Source organism: Serratia sp. PL17 (genome assembly GCF_017832355.1).
GTDB lineage: Bacteria > Pseudomonadota > Gammaproteobacteria > Enterobacterales > Enterobacteriaceae > Serratia.
This window is the reverse complement of the sequence record NZ_JAFIBY010000004.1, coordinates 211,113-228,167: the sequence shown is the minus strand read 5'-3', so window position 1 is coordinate 228,167 and position 17,055 is coordinate 211,113. Positions and strand designations below refer to the sequence as shown.

Annotated in this window: 19 protein-coding genes and 1 other RNA gene; 9 read left to right on the top strand and 11 right to left on the bottom strand. The window is 52.8% G+C overall.

Features of this window, described 5'->3' with window-relative positions; genetic code table 11:
- Positions 1-29: 29 nt before the first annotated feature.
- Entirely contained in the window at positions 30-893 is an 864-nt protein-coding gene (tesB, locus tag JOE25_RS15275; protein WP_209636514.1) for an acyl-CoA thioesterase II, read from the bottom strand.
- A 229-nt stretch (positions 894-1,122) separates the two neighbouring features.
- On the opposite strand from tesB, the gene JOE25_RS15270 reads away from it, so the two are divergent.
- Positions 1,123-1,614: a YbaY family lipoprotein gene (locus tag JOE25_RS15270; RefSeq protein WP_209636512.1), complete on the top strand. Its 492-nt coding sequence runs from the start codon at positions 1,123-1,125 to the stop codon at positions 1,612-1,614.
- A gap of 65 nt (positions 1,615-1,679) precedes the next feature.
- Here the strand turns inward: JOE25_RS15270 and JOE25_RS15265 are convergent, their stop codons facing one another.
- The gene (locus JOE25_RS15265; RefSeq protein ID WP_245209923.1) at positions 1,680-1,994 is read right to left on the bottom strand and encodes an MGMT family protein; all 315 of its coding nucleotides are present in this window, start codon (positions 1,992-1,994) and stop codon (positions 1,680-1,682) included.
- Between the two features lie 155 nt (positions 1,995-2,149).
- Here JOE25_RS15265 and ffs point away from each other — a divergent pair.
- Positions 2,150-2,246, top strand: an RNA gene (gene ffs, locus JOE25_RS15260) — signal recognition particle sRNA small type.
- Positions 2,247-2,369: 123 nt separating this feature from the next.
- Here the strand turns inward: ffs and JOE25_RS15255 are convergent.
- Both JOE25_RS15255 and JOE25_RS15250 read right to left on the bottom strand, forming a co-directional pair.
- A complete protein-coding gene (locus JOE25_RS15255) occupies positions 2,370-3,713 on the bottom strand; it encodes an NCS2 family permease (protein WP_209636510.1) in 1,344 nt (447 codons plus the stop codon).
- Between the two features lie 97 nt (positions 3,714-3,810).
- Complete coding sequence (locus JOE25_RS15250) at positions 3,811-5,598, bottom strand: adenine deaminase C-terminal domain-containing protein (protein ID WP_209636508.1); 1,788 nt, start codon at positions 5,596-5,598, stop codon at positions 3,811-3,813.
- Positions 5,599-5,736: 138 nt separating this feature from the next.
- Here JOE25_RS15250 and JOE25_RS15245 point away from each other — a divergent pair, with 138 nt between their 5' ends.
- Entirely contained in the window at positions 5,737-6,666 is a 930-nt protein-coding gene (locus tag JOE25_RS15245) for a LysR family transcriptional regulator (protein WP_209636506.1), read from the top strand.
- A 79-nt stretch (positions 6,667-6,745) separates the two neighbouring features.
- On the opposite strand, the gene JOE25_RS15240 is transcribed toward JOE25_RS15245, so the two are convergent.
- From JOE25_RS15240 to JOE25_RS15230, 3 genes are all read right to left on the bottom strand, one after another.
- Complete coding sequence (locus JOE25_RS15240) at positions 6,746-6,949, bottom strand: HHA domain-containing protein (protein WP_044548719.1); 204 nt, start codon at positions 6,947-6,949, stop codon at positions 6,746-6,748.
- A 55-nt stretch (positions 6,950-7,004) separates the two neighbouring features.
- Positions 7,005-7,373 (bottom strand): Hha toxicity modulator TomB, encoded by a 369-nt coding sequence (tomB, locus tag JOE25_RS15235; protein WP_004940312.1) that lies wholly within the window; start codon positions 7,371-7,373, stop codon positions 7,005-7,007.
- Between the two features lie 162 nt (positions 7,374-7,535).
- Entirely contained in the window at positions 7,536-7,862 is a 327-nt protein-coding gene (locus tag JOE25_RS15230; RefSeq protein WP_209636915.1) for a hypothetical protein, read from the bottom strand.
- Positions 7,863-8,153: 291 nt separating this feature from the next.
- On the opposite strand from JOE25_RS15230, the gene JOE25_RS15225 reads away from it, so the two are divergent.
- Genes JOE25_RS15225 through JOE25_RS15210 form a run of 4 tightly spaced genes read left to right on the top strand, consistent with a single transcriptional unit; the run spans position 8,154 to position 10,807 of the window.
- Positions 8,154-8,339: a hypothetical protein gene (locus JOE25_RS15225; RefSeq protein WP_209636935.1), complete on the top strand. Its 186-nt coding sequence runs from the start codon at positions 8,154-8,156 to the stop codon at positions 8,337-8,339.
- On the top strand, positions 8,336-9,049 hold the full coding sequence (locus JOE25_RS15220; RefSeq protein ID WP_209636504.1) for an ABC transporter ATP-binding protein: 714 nt from the start codon (positions 8,336-8,338) through the stop codon (positions 9,047-9,049). The genes JOE25_RS15225 and JOE25_RS15220 overlap by 4 nt, the downstream gene beginning before the upstream one ends.
- Positions 9,046-9,903: a metal ABC transporter permease gene (locus JOE25_RS15215; protein WP_209636502.1), complete on the top strand. Its 858-nt coding sequence runs from the start codon at positions 9,046-9,048 to the stop codon at positions 9,901-9,903. The genes JOE25_RS15220 and JOE25_RS15215 overlap by 4 nt, the downstream gene beginning before the upstream one ends.
- Before the next feature lie 25 nt (positions 9,904-9,928).
- Complete coding sequence (locus JOE25_RS15210) at positions 9,929-10,807, top strand: zinc ABC transporter substrate-binding protein (protein WP_209636500.1); 879 nt, start codon at positions 9,929-9,931, stop codon at positions 10,805-10,807.
- A 109-nt stretch (positions 10,808-10,916) separates the two neighbouring features.
- Here JOE25_RS15210 and ykgO read toward each other — a convergent pair whose 3' ends face one another.
- The 4 genes from ykgO to sdeX form a co-directional block, all read right to left on the bottom strand.
- Positions 10,917-11,060, bottom strand: coding sequence for a type B 50S ribosomal protein L36 (gene ykgO, locus JOE25_RS15205; RefSeq protein WP_037425251.1), 144 nt, complete (start codon positions 11,058-11,060; stop codon positions 10,917-10,919).
- A gap of 12 nt (positions 11,061-11,072) precedes the next feature.
- Positions 11,073-11,330: a type B 50S ribosomal protein L31 gene (locus JOE25_RS15200; protein ID WP_037425248.1), complete on the bottom strand. Its 258-nt coding sequence runs from the start codon at positions 11,328-11,330 to the stop codon at positions 11,073-11,075.
- A 180-nt stretch (positions 11,331-11,510) separates the two neighbouring features.
- Positions 11,511-14,657 (bottom strand): multidrug efflux RND transporter permease subunit SdeY, encoded by a 3,147-nt coding sequence (gene sdeY, locus JOE25_RS15195; protein WP_209636498.1) that lies wholly within the window; start codon positions 14,655-14,657, stop codon positions 11,511-11,513.
- Between the two features lie 17 nt (positions 14,658-14,674).
- Positions 14,675-15,862 (bottom strand): multidrug efflux RND transporter periplasmic adaptor subunit SdeX, encoded by a 1,188-nt coding sequence (gene sdeX, locus JOE25_RS15190; RefSeq protein WP_209636496.1) that lies wholly within the window; start codon positions 15,860-15,862, stop codon positions 14,675-14,677.
- 142 nt (positions 15,863-16,004) lie between these two features.
- On the opposite strand from sdeX, the gene acrR reads away from it, so the two are divergent.
- Positions 16,005-16,688 carry a multidrug efflux transporter transcriptional repressor AcrR gene (gene acrR, locus JOE25_RS15185; protein ID WP_209636494.1) on the top strand — a complete coding sequence of 228 codons (684 nt, stop codon included), beginning with the start codon at positions 16,005-16,007 and terminating at the stop codon, positions 16,686-16,688.
- Positions 16,689-16,699: 11 nt separating this feature from the next.
- Positions 16,700-17,053: a DsrE/DsrF/TusD sulfur relay family protein gene (locus tag JOE25_RS15180; protein WP_209636492.1), complete on the top strand. Its 354-nt coding sequence runs from the start codon at positions 16,700-16,702 to the stop codon at positions 17,051-17,053.
- The last annotated feature ends 2 nt before the right edge of the window (positions 17,054-17,055 follow it).

The window sequence follows — 17,055 nt, the reverse complement described above, 5'->3', positions numbered from 1 at the left end:
TGACATCGCCCTTTTTCTTTGGTGGGCGATTAGGCTTCGCGTTGGCGGATCACGCCTTCCTGAACCGTCGTCGCAACCAACTGGCCATCACGGGTATAGAATTGGCCGCGTACAAAGCCACGGGCGCCGGAAGCAGAAGGGCTTTCCACCACGTACAGCAACCAGTCATCCATGCGGAATGGACGGTGGAACCACATTGAGTGGTCGATCGTCGCGACCTGCATGCCCGGTTCCAGGAACCCGACGCCGTGCGGCTGTAGCGCGGTTGGCAGGAAGTTGAAGTCAGACGCATAGCCGAGCAAATACTGATGGATACGCAGATCGTCCGGCATGGTGCCATTGGCGCGGAACCACACGTAGCGGTGCGGTTCTTCCACGCTGCCTTTCAATGGGTTATGGAATTTGACCGGGCGCATTTCAATCGGTTTCTGGCCGATGAACTTCTCGCGCACTTTATCCGGTAACATGTGCGACAGCTTCTGGGCAATCTCCGATTCAGACATCAATCCTTCCGGAGGCGGCACATCTGGCATGGTGTTCTGGTGCTCAAACCCTTCTTCTGGGCTTTGGAAAGAGGCCGTCATGTAGAAGATCGGTTTGCCGTGCTGGATAGCGCTGACGCGGCGGGCGCTAAAGCTGTTGCCGTCACGCAGGATTTCCACGTCATAAATAATCGGCTTACTGCTGTCGCCGGGGCGCAGGAAGTAGCTGTGGAATGAATGCACACTGCGTTCAGCCGGCACGGTTTGCTTGGCAGCATACAGCGCCTGGCCAACGACTTGGCCACCGAATACCTGACGTAGTCCCAGGTCTTCGCTTTGACCACGGAACAACCCTTCTTCAATTTTCTCCAGATCCAGCAGATCAAGGAGGTTTTGCAGTGCCTGGCTCATAAAATTACTACCCTTTTATAATCATTTTGAGCAGTGTGCGGAATATCACGGCAAGACGTCAATATATTGCGTTAAAGCACAGGGAAAATGGACTGAATACTGAGCGTTATTAGAGGGCTAAATGATTAATAGGCAGGACTAAATGGATTTTTCAGTATTTTGTGCTAAGTTTAATGAGTGCGGTGGTGAAAGCCACCAACATGTTGATAATAAAAAAGGAGACCGATCCATGAAACTCTGGCAAATCGTAGGTGGAGCAACAGCATTAACGATCGCCCTGGCGGGCTGTGCCCAAAAGAGCGCGAAAGTGCCTACACCGACCGCGGGAAACGCAGCGATTGCGCAAACGCAGATTCAGGGCCCGGCGGTGACAGGTTCGGTTAACATTCGCCAGCGCATAGCGCTGCCGCCGGATGCGGTACTGACCGTTACGCTCTCTGATGCCTCACTGGCGGATGCGCCATCTAAAGTGATCGCCCAGCGCGCCGTTCGCACCGAGGGCAAGCAGGCACCGTTTAATTTTGTACTGCCGTACAATCCGTCCGATATACAGCCTAATGCGCGCATTATCCTGAGTGCGGCAATTACGTTAAATGGTCGGATGATGTTCATTACCGACACCATTCAGGAAGTGGTGAATCGTAACGGCACCCGTGCTGACTTGGTGATGGTTCCGGTGCAGGGTATGGCCGCACAGGCTGCCCCGACAACGATGCCATAATCCGGCAAGTCTGAAGCAGTAAACGATGAACAGCCTTTGCGCTCTGGCCAAAGGCTGTTTTGTTACTACCAGCGCCAGCCGTAGACCTGCAGATCAATCGTGCTGTGTTTGCCGAAGATAATCCCCTCCTCAAGCAATGCCTGCCGCTGGCGTTGGAAATCCTCTCCCTGCTGCGATATTTGCCCGTGCCGGTTAATGACCCGGTGCCAAGGGAGGCTGCTGCCTTCAGGCAAACGTCTGAGTACGCCGCCGACTTGCCGAGCTGCGCGCGGTGAGCCGGCCAGCTGTGCGACTTCTCCATAGGTCGTGACCTTACCATAGGGGATGGCGGCCACCACGTGGAATACGCGTTGGCTGAAGGAGGCGTCTTCTGGTTCCATAGTGTCTTCCTGCGCGAGTAAAATCCCAAGCGAAGAGTGTGCCACAGGCGAGGTGGGTAAGAAAACAGCGGTTGGCCGGGGTTGGCTTGCTATTTGGCGGGGCATAGCCGATAATGCCCACCGCTTCAGAGTACAGAAGCCGTCAATGGGGGCCCTGTTGGTTCTCCCGCAACACTAACTTGTGAACTCGGTCAGATCCGGAAGGAAGCAGCCGTAGCAGGTGACGTGTGTGCCGGGATGTAGCTGGCAGGGCCTCCACCAATTTCAGCGTCACGCCAGCCTCTTTAACCTTCATCCCGCTCGTTTGCCATTGCCAGGCTAATAATGTCGCAGCAGAAATACTGCCGGCGCCGACGGCTCGCCAGCTTTTCCACCTCAGTGCCTAACCAGCGTGGCGAAGTAGTACGCCAGTGGGATCGCCAGCAGATAAAGACCTACAGGTACTTCACGCCACTTACCGGCAATCACCTTGATAATAATATAAAACAACAACCCACCTGCGATGCCTGTGCCAAAGCTGTTGGCGATCAATGTGATCATTACCATCATCAGTACCGGCAGGCCGTCGGTAAAGTTGGCTAAGTCGACTTTGCGCAGCCCGCTGAACATATTCAGGCCGATCAAAATCAGCGCTGGTGCAGTGGCTTCTTTCGGGATCATCAGGGCAACCGGTGTGAACAGCAGCATCAGTAAAAACATCACCGCCGCCGCCAGTGCGGTTAGCCCGGTTTTTCCGCCGGCTTCAGCCGCTGCAGAGGACTCGATCAGCGCTGTGGCAGCAGGAATACCGACACAGGGACCGAGGGCAGCGGCAATAGAGTCCACCATGAATGGTCGGTTGATGTGCGGCATATTGCCGTGCTCGTCCAACAATCCGGCTTCCCCCCCCACAGCCAGCGTCGTGCCCATGGTTGAGAAAAACTCTGAAGCGAAAAACACGAACAGATAGGGTAAGAAGGCAATATTCAATGCGCCGACCAGATCGACATGGCCGAGTACCGGGGCCAATGAATGCGGCATGGCCATCAGGCTGGTTGGCAAATGCGTGACGCCGAATGGGATGCCGACCAGAGTAGCGACCAGGATCGCCCAGAGAATAGCGCCGGGGATGCGGCGGGCCTGCAGAGCAATCGCTAAAAACAGGCCACACAGCGCAATCAATGCACCGGGCGCAGTGAAGTCCCCCAGCATTAGCGCGTTGGATTTTGCGTTGGCCAGTACCAGCCCGGCGTTGCGGAACCCCAGTATTGCAACAAACAGCCCGATCGAGGCCGTTAGCCCAAGCTTGATCGACTGCGGTACCGAGCGGGTGACCACTTCACGTAGCCCTAGCCGGGTCAGGACAAAAAATAAAATGCCGGACCAGCAAGCGATACCCAGACCAATTTGCCAACTGATGCCTTCACTGCCTGCCAATGTCACACCGACCAGCACCGAACCACCGATACCCGGCCCAACAATAAACGGCAGATTGCCGTAAAATGCCATCAGCAAGGTACCCAGCACGAACACCAGAATGGTGCCTGTGGTGACGGCGCCTTTATCCATGCCTCCGACAGCCAGTAACCCGGGGATCACGACCAGCAGATAGGCCGCAGCCAGAAAACCGGTGATCCCGGCCAGGCATTCGGTTTTGACATTACTTTGCCGCGCGTGCAGTTGAAAACGCCGCTGCAGCCAGCTCCCTGGTGTTGGAGCAGGTACTGAATTTTCTGCCATAATGGCAATCTCCCGTCGCTATACCTATCGTATTTCATGTTGAACGGCTGGCCGTAGCTCGAAATCTATAGGTTATCTGTTGTTATTATGTTTGTGTTTATGCTGGTGTTTCCCAGCAGGCGATCAGTGGATCGACAATCTGGCGCGTTGTGCCGTCAGTCAGGCCGAGATCGGTCAGGTGTGGTCCGGCGTTGCATGCCAGACAGGTGCCTTCTATTGCTTTGAAAACCCGGTAAGGCGGCTCCCAGTCAGCGATCAGTGCGCTCATGGCGCGCAGGTTTTTAAACTGTTGTGCCAATTCGCTGGCAGGCAGATCCGAAAGCATGCCGGCAATCGGCATCGCCACCTGTGCCAGGATCTTGCCGTTTTGACTTAAGGCCATGCCGCCGCCCGTGGTGATGAGGGTATTGGCGGCCAGTGCCATGTCGGCAGGATCGCGGCCCAGCACCACGAGATTGTGTGAATCATGCGAATAGCTGGTGGCGATAGCGCCACGCAGTTCACCCCAACCTTCCAGTAGCGCCAGTTGTGGCGTGGCTTGGTGACGTCCATGACGATGCTGAACCCAAATCAGGCTAAAACCCTCTGGAATCTGTACGTTACCGTCACGTACTTCGACCGTTTTTTCTCCCCACTGGGTAAAACGGGCACCCTTGATGTGGCGCAGAGTCGCTTGGCCATGGTGGATCGCAGGAACCTTCAGGATGAAATCGTCTGCAACTCGCGGTTGCAGCTGCAAGGTGTTACGCGGAGCCGTGACATCCGGGTTAGCGTTGAGGGGAGCCAGCATTTTGCCGTCTTGTGCCATCAGCTTCCCTGCGACGTAAACCTGCCGGGCATTAAGGTGTTCCAGAGAATCGAATACCACCAGATCTGCGATACGGCCTGCGGCAATCAGCCCGAGATCGTTACGCTGCAAGCGGATGGCGGCATTGAGCGTAGCCATGCGTAGCACATCAGTCGCCGGTAACCCTTGTTCGATCAACATATTAAGCAATGCCACGATGCCGCCTTTTTCCAACAGCATATCGGGTGGTACATCGTCGGTGCACACTGTGACTTGTGAGGACAGATGCGGGAGCGTTTTCAGTGCTGCGACGATCTCCGGCAGCAGGTAAGGGTGAGAGCCTCTTATTTCTAACGTCAGACCCGCGCGTAATTTTTCCAGCGCATCTGCCCCTGAGGTCAGTTCGTGGTCAGAAGTAACACCTGCGGCCAGGTAAGCTTGTAGTTGAGCACCGCTCAATCCACGTGCATGTCCTTCAATCAACTTGCCGCTGTTTAACCCGGCATTAAGGATCTCGAGCATACGGTCGCTGCCGTTGAGTACGCCATGCATATCCATGACTTCGGCAACGCCGCCGACCTCCGGCCATGCCAGCATGGTTTCCATCTCCTGGCCGCCAAAGTCGGCCCCGGACATTTCTAATCCTGGTGTGGAAGGTACGCTTGAGGGCGCAGCGCAAATCACCCGGAGCGGTAAGCCTCGGCTGGCATCAACGGCATAACGCACGCCAGCAACGCCGAGCACGTTGGCCAGTTCGTGCGGATCCCAGAAGATCGTTGTGGTCCCCTGGGCGACGACGATCTCAGCATAGCGTTCTGCTGGCAAGTGCGAGCTCTCAACATGCACATGGGTATCGATCAACCCAGGGCTCAGATACGCACCAGCCAAATCCTGTGTCAGCAAGGCGTCAGTCATTGTGGTGCAAGGGTGAACGCTTGCAATCAGCGAGCCAACGATGCCGACATCAACGTGGCGAACCTCACCGGTTGCCATGTCAATGAGTGCAGCGTTTGTCAGCAGTAAATCAAAAGGATGTTGGCCTAGTGCGGCTTTCACCGCACGCTGGCGTTCGCCCGTGCTGGTGCAATGAGTGGTCATGGTGATTACCCGGCATAATGACAGGGTTGTTACTCTAGGCGGGCGTACGGGCTTTGCACAGATGATTTAATTTATCGCCTGATAAGAAACGTTTATGCTGTCGCAAACGTTTACTTTGTTAGCTGACGGAAACCTGACATGTCTGAACCCTGGCGCCGGTTGCCCGCGCTTTCTCTGAAACAGATCCAATATTTCGTTACTTTGGCGAGGTTGCGGCATTTTACCGATACGGCAAACCGACTGGCTATCAGTCAGCCGGCATTGAGCAGTGCGCTGCGGCAGATAGAGTTGGTGTTAGGGGGCAAATTGGTGAATCGCACCGCCTCGGCGGTGACCTTAACTGAACAGGGCGCGGCTATCTTGCCACATGCTGAACGGCTGCTGAATGTGGCGCAGGCCGCGTTTGACGATATGCAGCGTATTATGTTGGCGGGTGGCGACGGGACTGTGCGTATCGGGCTGGTGCCTTCAGTCAGCGGGTTATTATTTCCGGCGGTGCCGCAATTGCTGGCGACGCACTTTCCCCGTCTGCGTATCGAGTTTCATGATCAAACAAATGACTCGCTGTTATTACAGTTAGATAACGGGTTAATCGATTTTGGTATTGGTGCACTGGATAGCTCGGTGCCAGAATCGCTGGAGATATATCCGTTGCAGGAAGACCCCTTTGTGGTCGTCATGCGATGTGACGATCCTCTGGCGGAATCACATCACCTACCGTGGCGGCAATTAACCCGGCGGGATATCGCCGTTTTTTCTAAAGGGAATATCAGCAGATTGGTGTTGGCATTGGCGGAAAGCCACCGTTTGAATTTAACCGCACGTTACCAGGTGGATTTTTTAGAGACGTTATATGGTTTAGTGCGTTCAAAATTAGCCGTGGCAATTTTACCGCAACTTTACACCACGCATTTGAATGATGAAGAATTAACCGTGGTTCAGCTACAGCAGCCAATGCTCAGCCGCACCGTGGCGTTAATGCGCAGCGCACACCGAAACCATCCGGTATTAATTGATGATTGTTTCCAATTGTTATTGCAAGAATTCCAAAAGCGAATGAAAGTCTAGGAAGTCAATGAGATAAATACGCTAGCAGGGGAACATTGAAGCCGATGAATGTATCGGCTCAACGCATTTTACGCTGGGACTATCGTACGAACTTCCAAACGGCCGTTGGGATTTTATCGTACAGTTTATTCATGGTGAGCTCAGCCAAGCGATGGTCGGCTGCAGAGTAAAACAACTCAAGCTCATCATCTGAAAGCTCATATTTGTTTTTTTCAATGACGCGTTCCAGTGTGTCAATTGTGGTGCATTTACGTAAACGCATCAGATAATCAATTTTAGTCATGATAACCTTTGGTGTTATAAACCGTAGAGAAGAATAATTTGGGGATAATTATCCCCTAAGTTTTCATTGTCGTACAGATGTCCTCTCCTGAGAACATTCTGAATAATCGCGCCTTGGTTTTTTGCCAACGACGCAAATCGGAATCATTTATACCGTAACTGCTGAACAGCGTGTAGGTATCATCGAGATACTCTTCGACTAACTCCGATAAATCACTTTCGTCCATGTATTTAATTTTATAACTCATCACAAACGAAGCAATATGTTCTATCAACTCATTAAGCTGAAGGTTGACGGAAGATGTCGGATCGTTCACCCAGCCGTGATGGCTGTCGCCCAGCGTGGCAATGCCTTCATCATACAGGTTTTCGCACAAGAATTTTAGCTGAGCAATATCGTGCCTTTTAGGCGAATACTCATCCATATCATCCCCTCCGTAAGTCTTAATTTCGGTGTTGATAACACTCTGTGAGTAAGCTGATTTACATCATAGACGGAGACAGCTTAATGAAGGTGACAGAATAAACTTTCCGTATAATGAATATAAATCATTTCTTCGCATCTGGCCTGCTGTTATTACGTAAACTTACAATTCATCTGCTGTAGATGGCCGAGAGTTATCAATGATGTCAAAGATGAGTCCCTGTTCGGCAACGCGAAACGTGACACTATCGCTGATGTATTCCTCGGTGTTGATATCCAGACAGGCATTGAAAATTGTCCATTTATAGCGGTAACTCATTGAATACTTATCGTTGCTCAGTGCTTGAATATCAAGTATCTCTAATGAACCCTCAGCATAATGCGCACTTTCTGAATAAAAACTCAAGCCGCTGGTCAATGCCGGTTCCAACTCTGACATTTTATCGAGGATCGCTTTCTTTAGTTTTTTAACAGAAAGTGCTTCCGTCATTGTTCGACAGTGGAGAATTAGATCCATTTAATGCCTGACCTTATGGCGTTCCCGTCTAATTATCTTACTCCTTTTTGGACACTTCGTCGGTAAACTTTTCGTTAACTAAAGGCTTTTTTACACTAACCCAACGTTGCTTATCAGTTAATAACCCTGACGCTACCCAGCATACCTCTAAAGAGTCGCTCTCGTTTTCGAAAAAGTGTCACATGTCGGCAGGTTACTCACTTTATTGTTACGTTCGGTTGCACTAATCACCGGGTCGGCGCTTGAGCTGTTGAAGTGTTTGTGATGTTATACTATAACAATTTAATTTCCTGTCGTCTGACCATGAAACTGACATCCACATCACACGATGACGCTACGCCGTCATTACATTCACTGTTCACGGCCTCTGCAGGGTTGCGCTGTGGCATTGCCGCATTGCTGTTGGTTTTACTCTGGCTAGGCATACTCTGGGCGGTGGCATTGCCATGATAACGTTACAAGAGGCCGTGATCGGTTACGGTGGTGCACCTCTGTTCCCACCGCTCAGTGGTCACTTTGCTACGGGGTCTCTGACCGCCGTTGTCGGGGTAAACGGGGCCGGAAAGTCCACGTTGCTGAAAACGTTGGCTGGGCTTTTGCCGCTACAGAACGGCAGTCTGTCCTTCAGCGGTCATTCATTACCGCGGATGGCGTATTTGCCGCAACAGGCTGAATTGGACCGCCAGTTTCCGATCGTGGTGAGCGATCTGGTGGCGATGGGAAGCTGGCCGCAGAGCGGCATGTTTGGTGGATTGCGCAAACGCGTTGTACTGCAAATTGCTGAAGCGTTAGAGACCGTGGGTATGACGGCGATGGCACATAGCCCGGTTGGCGAGCTTTCTGGGGGCCAACTACAGCGGGTATTGTTCGCACGTCTGCTGGTCCAGCAGGCGCCGCTGATTTTACTGGATGAACCTTTTACCGGCATCGACAGCGCAACGACGCAATTGTTGTTGCAGGTGATCGCGCAGTTGCATCAACAAGGGCGAACCGTCATTGCGGTACTGCATGACATGTCGATGGTGGCTAACCATTTCCCTCAAGCGTTGTTACTGACACCAGAATGCTGCCATTGGGGAGCCGCCGGTCGAGTGTTGGAGCATATTCCCGCGTTGAATGTCGCCAGCCCACCGGTATGTCGTATGGCGGTGGCGCAATGATGTTACTTGATTCACTTATTGATCCCTTTGCTTCATTCGGCTTTATGCGTCGTGCGTTGGTTGCCTGCTTTGCGTTGTCGCTGAGCGCCGCACCGCTAGGGGTTTTCCTGTTGCTGCGGCGCATGAGTCTGGTTGGTGATGCGTTATCTCACGCGGTGCTGCCAGGGGCCGCGATCGGCTATCTGATTTCCGGCATGTCGCTGGTCGCAATGGGCGTCGGTGGATTTATTGCCGGGTTGGCGGTAGCGATGCTGTCCGGATTTGTCAGTCGCCGGACATTGCTGAAAGAAGACGCCAGTTTTGCAGGTTTCTATCTGGGATCTCTGGCTCTGGGGGTGACTTTAGTTTCGCTACGGGGGTCCAGCGTTGATTTACTGCACGTGTTGTTCGGTTCGATCCTGGCGGTGGACACGCATGCCATTTTAATGGTGGGGGCGATAACCAGCTTCTCTCTGCTGGTGTTAGCCGCATTGTACCGTGCGCTGGTGATTGAATCTTTTGACGCCACCTTTTTACGCGTCAGCGCACCCCGTTGGTTGGCGCTGATACACGGGATGTTTCTGGCTTTGGTGGTCATCAACCTGGTCGCTGGTTTCCAGATCCTCGGTACCCTGATGTCGGTTGGGCTGATGATGTTGCCCGCTGCCAGCGCCCGTTTTTGGGCGCGTAATCTGCCGCACATGTTGGCGGTTGCTATGGGGATCGGCATGCTTTCGAGCTTTATTGGGCTTGAATGGTCGTATTACGCGTCATTGCCCGCCGGTCCTGCAATCGTGCTGAGTGCCAGCGTAATCTTTTTTGCTTCGATTCTGTTTGGGACGCGTGGGGGAATCTACTCTCTCGCGCGCCGTTGAGAAGTGCTATGTGCAAGGAGAAAGTATGAAACGTTTACCTATATCGCTGGCAGTGGCTGCTCTGCTGTCCAGCCCATTGGCTATGGCGAAGACTGTCGACGCCGTTGCCAGTTTTTCTATCCTCGGTGATATCGTCAAGCAGGTGGGGGGAGAGCATGTCAGTGTCTCTACATTGGTAGGCCCGGACGGCGACCCACACAGTTTTGAGCCGTCACCGAAAGACAGCAAGCTGCTTTCACAAGCGGATGTGGTGTTTGTCAGTGGCCTGGGGTTGGAAGGGGGGATCGATCGCCTGGTCAGCGCATCAGGGTACAAAGGGCAGGTGGTTACGGCATCGCTGGGGGTTAATTCGCGGAAGATGAATGAAGATGGTAAGGAAATCACCGATCCCCACGCCTGGAACAGTATGAAGAATGGCGTGCTGTATGCGACTAACGTGATGAATGCACTGATTGCGGCAGACCCTGAAGATGCCAACTATTTCCGCCAGCGAGGCGCGGAGTATATCCAGCAGTTGCAAAAGATGGATCTGTGGGCAAAAACAGAATTTGCCGCGGTGCCTCAGCAAAAGCGTAAGGTGCTGACCAGTCATGATGCTTTTGGCTATTTTGGGCAAGAATATGGCGTCACCTTCCTTGCCCCGGTCGGTTTCTCTACCGAGGCAGAAGCCAGCGCCAGCGACGTGGCCGGTTTGATCAAGCAAATCAAACAAGAAAAGGTTAATGCTTACTTTATTGAAAACCAGACCGATCCACGCCTGGTGAAGCAAATTGCCGCTGCCACGGGTGCCAAAGCAGGGGGGGAACTGTATCCAGAGGCCTTATCCAACGCCAACGGGCCAGCAGCCACTTACGTGCAGGCGTTCAAGCACAATGTCGATACTCTGCTCGGCAGTATGAAATAACGGATTTGCCCTGTTTGTCAGGCAGGGCATTTTTGCTGTTTCAGCTTTCTCCATAAAAAAAGCCCCGTTGAGCAGCAACGGGGCTTTGCGACAGACAGCGGGTACTGCATTACTTACGTTTTTTCTTACGTCCCTGTACCGCTTTAAAGCGTGGGTTACTTTTACAAATCACATAGATACGACCTTTACGACGCACGACTTTGCAATCTGGATGGCGATTTTTCGCAGAACGCAACGAGCTCAAAACCTGCATATTGATTCCCTTTTACTTGCTGCCAGTAAAGAAGCGGCCAAAACGCTGCTGGAAGCGTGCGGTGCTGCCTTCTTTCGAGAACTCTTTCTGCTTGCCCGTGTAATACGGATGAGAAGCGGAAGAGATGTCGAGAGTGACGTACGGCCAGCTCTCACCTTCAAGCTCAATGGTGCGGTCGGTCTTAATCGTCGAACCCACCTTAAAGTAGGTATCGGCACTGAGGTCGTGGAACACGACGGTGCGGTAGTTTGGGTGGATGCCTGCTTTCATGATGCGCTCCAATGTAATGTTATACTATAACAATAATTATGCGCTGCACGGCATCACGGATCAAGTACAAAATGCATTTGTAGATAAATTAATGAGAGTGATTTGCATTAAGCGGATGAAGCAAAAGGAAAAGGCCGCATAAGCGGCCTTTGTATTCAGGGGTAAGCACTCACCGTGTTATCAGTGATGCTCGACCGGATGGCTGTGTTCCACATCCTCAGACTTCTTGCTGAAGCGGCGACGAACCACCACGAAGAAGACCGGAACAAAGAAGATGGCCAAGACGGTTGCGGTAATCATCCCACCCATCACGCCGGTACCTACTGCGTTCTGTGCACCGGAGCCTGCACCGCTACTGATAACCAGCGGCAGTACCCCGAGGATGAAGGCCAGTGAAGTCATCAGAATTGGACGAAGACGCATACGCACCGCTTCCAACGTGGCTTCTATCAGACCTTTACCTTCTTTATCCATCAGATCCTTGGCGAATTCCACAATCAATATGGCGTTCTTCGCCGACAGACCTATAGTGGTCAACAGCCCCACCTGGAAGTACACGTCGTTGTTCAGACCGCGCATCGTCGCTGCCAACAGCGCACCGATAACCCCCAGTGGCAGAACCAGCATAACCGAGAACGGAATTGACCAGCTCTCATACAACGCTGCCAGACACAGGAACACCACCAGAATCGAGATGGCGTACAGCGCTGGGGCCTGATTACCGGACAGACGTTCCTGATAGGACATACCGGTCCAGTCGTAACCAATGCCGCTCGGCAGTTTCGAAGACAACTCTTCCATCATGTTCATTGCTTCACCGGTACTCTTACCCGGTGCAGCCTGACCCAGAATCTCCATGGAAGGCAGGCCGTTATAACGTTCCAGGCGCGGTGAGCCGTATTCCCACTTCGCGGAAGCAAAGGCGGAGAACGGAACCATCTGGCCGCTGGTGCCACGAACAAACCATTTATTGATGTCTTCTGGCAACATACGGAACGGTGCGTCAGCCTGTACGTATACTTTCTTCACACGACCGCGGTCGATGAAGTCGTTAACGTACGAACCACCCAGTGCCGTTGTCAGCGTGCTGTTAATGGTGGTGATGCTGACACCCAGCGCCTTGGCTTTCTCTTGGTCGATAATCAGCTTGAACTGCGGTGTATCTTCCAGGCCGTTTGGACGCATGCCCACCAGCAAGTCGGGATGCTTGGCTGCCATGCCCAACAGCTGGTTACGTGCTTCAGTCAGTTTTTCGTGGCCCAGGCCACCCTGATCAATCAGCTGGAAGTCGAAACCGGTCGCGGTACCCAGTTCGATAATCGCTGGCAAGTTGAACGGGAATACCAAGCCGTCTTTGATTTGCGAGAACGCACCCATGGCGCGGCCTGCAATCGCGGGCACTTTATTTTGCTCACCTTTACGTTCGGACCAGTCTTTCAAACTGACGAACGACAGACCGTTGTTCTGACCATTACCGTTAAAGCCGAAGCCCGCTACGGTAAACACAGAAACCACGTTATCTTTTTCTTTGGTCAGGAAGTAGTCTGTGACTTCTTCCAGTACCTTAGAGGTACGTGCTTCGGTCGCACCCGCTGGCAACTGCACCATGGTTAACAAAATACCCTGGTCTTCTTCCGGCAGGAACGAAGAAGGCAGACGCAGGAACAACAGCCCCATACCGACGACGATCAGCAGGTAGATCACCAGATAACGACCTGTGCTGCGCAGAATGCCCGCGATGCTGTCGGTGTAGTGGTGGGTGCTCTTTTCGAACATGCGGTTAAACCAACCGAAGAAGCCGGTTTTAACCCCGTGATCGCCCTTCGGCACCGGTTTGAGCATGGTGGCGCACAGCGCGGGTGTCAGGATCAACGCAACCAGGACTGACAGTGCCATCGCAGAAACGATAGTGATGGAGAACTGACGGTAAATGGCACCCGTTGAGCCGCCAAAGAATGCCATTGGTACGAATACCGCTGACAGCACCATAGCAATACCGACCAACGCGCCCTGGATCTGTTCCATCGATTTCTTGGTGGCTTCTTTCGGCGGGAGTCCCTCTTCGGACATCACACGCTCGACGTTCTCTACCACCACGATGGCGTCATCCACCAACAAGCCTATCGCTAGCACCATGCCGAACATCGTCAGGGTGTTTATCGAGAAGCCAAACGCCGCGAGAATAGCGAAGGTCCCCAGCAATACCACCGGTACCGCAATCGTTGGGATCAACGTTGCGCGGAAGTTCTGCAGGAACAAATACATCACCAGGAACACCAGGATGATGGCTTCGATCAGCGTTTTTACCACTTCGTTAATGGAGATTTTAACGAACGGGGTCGTGTCGTACGGGTAAACCACTTTCATCCCTTGAGGGAAGAAAGGTTGCATCTTGGTCAACGCGTCTTTAACCGCTTTCGCGGTGTTCAGGGCGTTGGCACCCGTGGCCAGTTTGATACCCAAGCCAGCAGCAGGTTTACCGTTGTAACGCGCCGTAACGGCATAGCTTTCCGCACCGCGTTCAATGTGCGCTACATCGCTCAAGCGAACCTGAGAACCGTCAGCATTCACCTTCAGCAGAATTTTACCGAACTCTTCTGGAGAGGTCAGACGGGTCTGCGCAATGATGGAGGCGTTAAGTTGTTGACCTGGCACCGGTGGCATCCCACCCAGCTGCCCTGCGGCGATCTGGTTGTTCTGCTCGGTGATGGCGGACGTCACATCCGTCGTGGTCAGTTGGAAATTGTTCAGCTTGTTCGGATCCAACCAGATACGCATGGCGTACTGGGCACCAAACAGTTGCACTTCACCTACGCCGGATGAACGGCTGATAGGGTCTTTGATGTTAGAGGCCACATAGTCCGCGATATCGTCCTGAGTCATGCTCGGATCGTCGGAAATGAAGCCGGCAACCATCAGGAAGCTGCTGCTCGATTTTTCAACTTTCAGGCCCTGCTGCTGTACTTCTTGTGGCAGCAGCGGTGTAGCCAGTGACAGTTTGTTCTGAACCTGAACCTGAGCGATATCAGGGTCGGTGCCAGAATTAAATGTCAATGTAATGGTGACGCTACCAGAGGAGTCACTGGTGGAGGACATGTACATCAGATTATCGATACCGTTCATATTCTGTTCGATAATCTGAGTGACGGTATCCTGAACCGTTTTTGCATCCGCGCCCGGATAGTTTGCGGAAATACTGACCGCAGGTGGTGCAATAGTTGGATACTGCGCTATAGGCAGTTTCATTATTGCAAGCACCCCCGCCAACATGACGATGATGGCGATTACCCAGGCGAAAATCGGGCGATCTATAAAGAACTTAGCCATGTCTTACCGGCTCCTTTTTATGACTTCTGCGCTTCAGACTGCGGCTGCTTTTGCGCCTGAGTGTCAACTTCCTGCACTTTTACCTGAGCGCCTGGGCGGGCTTTCATTTGGCCAGTGACGATTACGCGGTCGCCGGCTTTCAAACCGTCGGTAACCAGCCATTTGTCGCCAATCGCCTGATCCGCTTTCAGCGTGCGCATTTCGACTTTGTCGTCAGCGCCCACGACCAGAGCCGTCGCTTCGCCACGTGGATTACGTGTCACACCCTGTTGTGGAACCAGCAACGCATCGCTACGCACGCCTTCATCCAGACGGGCGCGAACGAACATGCCCGGCAACAGGATATCGTTCGGGTTCGGGAACATGGCTCGGATAGTGATGGAGCCCGTGGTTTCATCAACGGTGACGTCAGAGAATTCCAGCGTGCCTTCCTGCTCGTACTGCACGCCGTTTTCCAGCAGCAGTTTCACCTTGGCTTTACCGTTTTCCTGTTTCAGCGCACCGCTGGCCAGTTCTTGCTTCAGGCGCAGGAAGTCGTTGCTCGACTGCGTGACGTCAACGTACATCGGATCAAGTTGCTGCACGGTGGACAGGGCAGTGGTCTGGCCGTTAGTCACCAGCGCACCTTCAGTTACGGCAGATTTGCCGATACGCCCGGAGATCGGTGAAGTCACTTTGGTGTAAGCAAGATTGATGCGTGCGGTTTCCACTGCGGCTTTTGCAGCGACTACTGCGGCCTCTGCCTGCTGCAGTGTGGAGACAGCGGTATCGTAATCCTGCTTACTGATGTAACTGGTACCCAGCAATGGTTTATAGCGGTTTACCGTGACGCGCGCGATCGATGCGCTGGCCTGTGCTTTGGCCAAATCGCCTTTGGCACTGTCATAACTTGCCTGATAGGTAGCAGGATCGATCTGATACAGGGAAGACCCTGCTTTGATATCACTGCCTTCAACGAAGTTGCGTTTCAGGATAATACCGCTAACCTGAGGGCGAACTTCGGCGATACGATACGCAGCGGTACGGCCAGGAAGATCGGTAGTAATGTTGAGAGGCTCTGCCTTCAACGTCACTACACCCACTTCGGGAGCCGGTGGTTGGGCGCCTTGCTGTTGGGTTTCTTTATCGTTACATCCTGTAAGCATTAAGCTGCCTGAAAGCATCAGAACTGCCGCCAGAGGCGTTAACCCTCTGTTTTTGTTCATAGAAAAACCTCAAGTGTCCGATTTCAAAATGATCAATGGATCACAAGCTTTAAAACCCATTGCTGCGTTAATTATATGTGCGTGCTATGGTACATACATACGCGAATGTATGTAAATCACACTCCCCCTAAAAAACAACGTCATGGCACGAAAAACCAAACAGCAGGCGCTAGAAACTCGGCAGCACATACTTGATGCTGCAGTGCAAGAATTCTCTGAACGTGGCGTTTCTGCAACGTCACTGACAGATATTGCCACCGCTGCTGGGGTTACGCGTGGTGCAATTTATTGGCACTTCAAGAACAAGGTAGACCTGTTTAACGAAGTTTGGGAATTATCAGAGTCGAAAATAGGCGATCTCGAACTAGAGTATCAGGCAAAGTTCCCCGAGAATCCACTGCGTATTTTGCGAGAAATTCTGATTTACATTCTGACGGCTACAGTCGATGACAGCCGTCGCAGAGCCCTGATGGAAATCGTTTTCCACAAGTGCGAATTCGTGGGTGAAATGATGCCGTTGCAGGAAGCGCGTAAAGTGCTGTACCTGGCCGGTTACGAACGCATCGAGTCGGTACTGCGTGACTGCATGAGCCATGGCCAACTGCCTGCTGATTTACATACCCGCCGTGCGGCGATCATCCTGCACGCCTATATTACCGGCCTGATGGAAAATTGGCTGTTTATGCCGGAGAGCTTTGACTTGAAAGCAGAAGCCACGATGCTGATCGATTCTTTCCTCGAAATGGCCCAGTTTAGCCCCACCTTGCGTATCAAGCCGGAAGAGCTGGCGGCACTGCCGTGCAGCGTCGAAAGTCATCCTTTATAAGGAGAAGCACTATGTCATCTGTTGTGTTGATCGCCAATGGCGCCGCCTATGGCCACGAATCGTTATTTAATGCATTACGCCTGGCGATTGCGCTGAAAGAACAGCAAACCGACCTCAATCTGAAATTGTTCCTGATGTCCGATGCGGTAGTGGCGGGCCTCGCCGGGCAACAGCCGCATGAAGGCTACCATTTGCAGCAGATGCTGGAAATTCTCACTGCGCAGCAGGTGCCGGTGAAGCTGTGTAAAACCTGCGCGGATGCGCGCGGTGTCAGCCGGCTGCCGTTGGCAGATGGCGTAGAGATTGGCACGTTGGTTGAGTTGGCGCAATGGACGCTGGCGGCCGAGAAAGTGCTGACGTTCTGATC

Excerpts from the sequence above, each read along its gene's own strand:
- tesB (WP_209636514.1), bottom strand. The coding sequence starts at position 893 with ATGAGCCAGGCACTGCAAAACCTCCTTGATCTGCTGGATCTGGAGAAA.
- JOE25_RS15270 (WP_209636512.1), top strand. The coding sequence starts at position 1,123 with ATGAAACTCTGGCAAATCGTAGGTGGAGCAACAGCATTAACGATCGCC.
- JOE25_RS15265 (WP_245209923.1), bottom strand. The coding sequence starts at position 1,994 with ATGGAACCAGAAGACGCCTCCTTCAGCCAACGCGTATTCCACGTGGTG.
- JOE25_RS15255 (WP_209636510.1), bottom strand. The coding sequence starts at position 3,713 with ATGGCAGAAAATTCAGTACCTGCTCCAACACCAGGGAGCTGGCTGCAG.
- JOE25_RS15250 (WP_209636508.1), bottom strand. The coding sequence starts at position 5,598 with ATGACCACTCATTGCACCAGCACGGGCGAACGCCAGCGTGCGGTGAAA.
- JOE25_RS15245 (WP_209636506.1), top strand. The coding sequence starts at position 5,737 with ATGTCTGAACCCTGGCGCCGGTTGCCCGCGCTTTCTCTGAAACAGATC.
- JOE25_RS15240 (WP_044548719.1), bottom strand. The coding sequence starts at position 6,949 with ATGACTAAAATTGATTATCTGATGCGTTTACGTAAATGCACCACAATT.
- tomB (WP_004940312.1), bottom strand. The coding sequence starts at position 7,373 with ATGGATGAGTATTCGCCTAAAAGGCACGATATTGCTCAGCTAAAATTC.
- JOE25_RS15230 (WP_209636915.1), bottom strand. The coding sequence starts at position 7,862 with ATGACGGAAGCACTTTCTGTTAAAAAACTAAAGAAAGCGATCCTCGAT.
- JOE25_RS15225 (WP_209636935.1), top strand. The coding sequence starts at position 8,154 with ATGTTATACTATAACAATTTAATTTCCTGTCGTCTGACCATGAAACTG.
- JOE25_RS15220 (WP_209636504.1), top strand. The coding sequence starts at position 8,336 with ATGATAACGTTACAAGAGGCCGTGATCGGTTACGGTGGTGCACCTCTG.
- JOE25_RS15215 (WP_209636502.1), top strand. The coding sequence starts at position 9,046 with ATGATGTTACTTGATTCACTTATTGATCCCTTTGCTTCATTCGGCTTT.
- JOE25_RS15210 (WP_209636500.1), top strand. The coding sequence starts at position 9,929 with ATGAAACGTTTACCTATATCGCTGGCAGTGGCTGCTCTGCTGTCCAGC.
- ykgO (WP_037425251.1), bottom strand. The coding sequence starts at position 11,060 with ATGCAGGTTTTGAGCTCGTTGCGTTCTGCGAAAAATCGCCATCCAGAT.
- JOE25_RS15200 (WP_037425248.1), bottom strand. The coding sequence starts at position 11,330 with ATGAAAGCAGGCATCCACCCAAACTACCGCACCGTCGTGTTCCACGAC.
- sdeY (WP_209636498.1), bottom strand. The coding sequence starts at position 14,657 with ATGGCTAAGTTCTTTATAGATCGCCCGATTTTCGCCTGGGTAATCGCC.
- sdeX (WP_209636496.1), bottom strand. The coding sequence starts at position 15,862 with ATGAACAAAAACAGAGGGTTAACGCCTCTGGCGGCAGTTCTGATGCTT.
- acrR (WP_209636494.1), top strand. The coding sequence starts at position 16,005 with ATGGCACGAAAAACCAAACAGCAGGCGCTAGAAACTCGGCAGCACATA.
- JOE25_RS15180 (WP_209636492.1), top strand. The coding sequence starts at position 16,700 with ATGTCATCTGTTGTGTTGATCGCCAATGGCGCCGCCTATGGCCACGAA.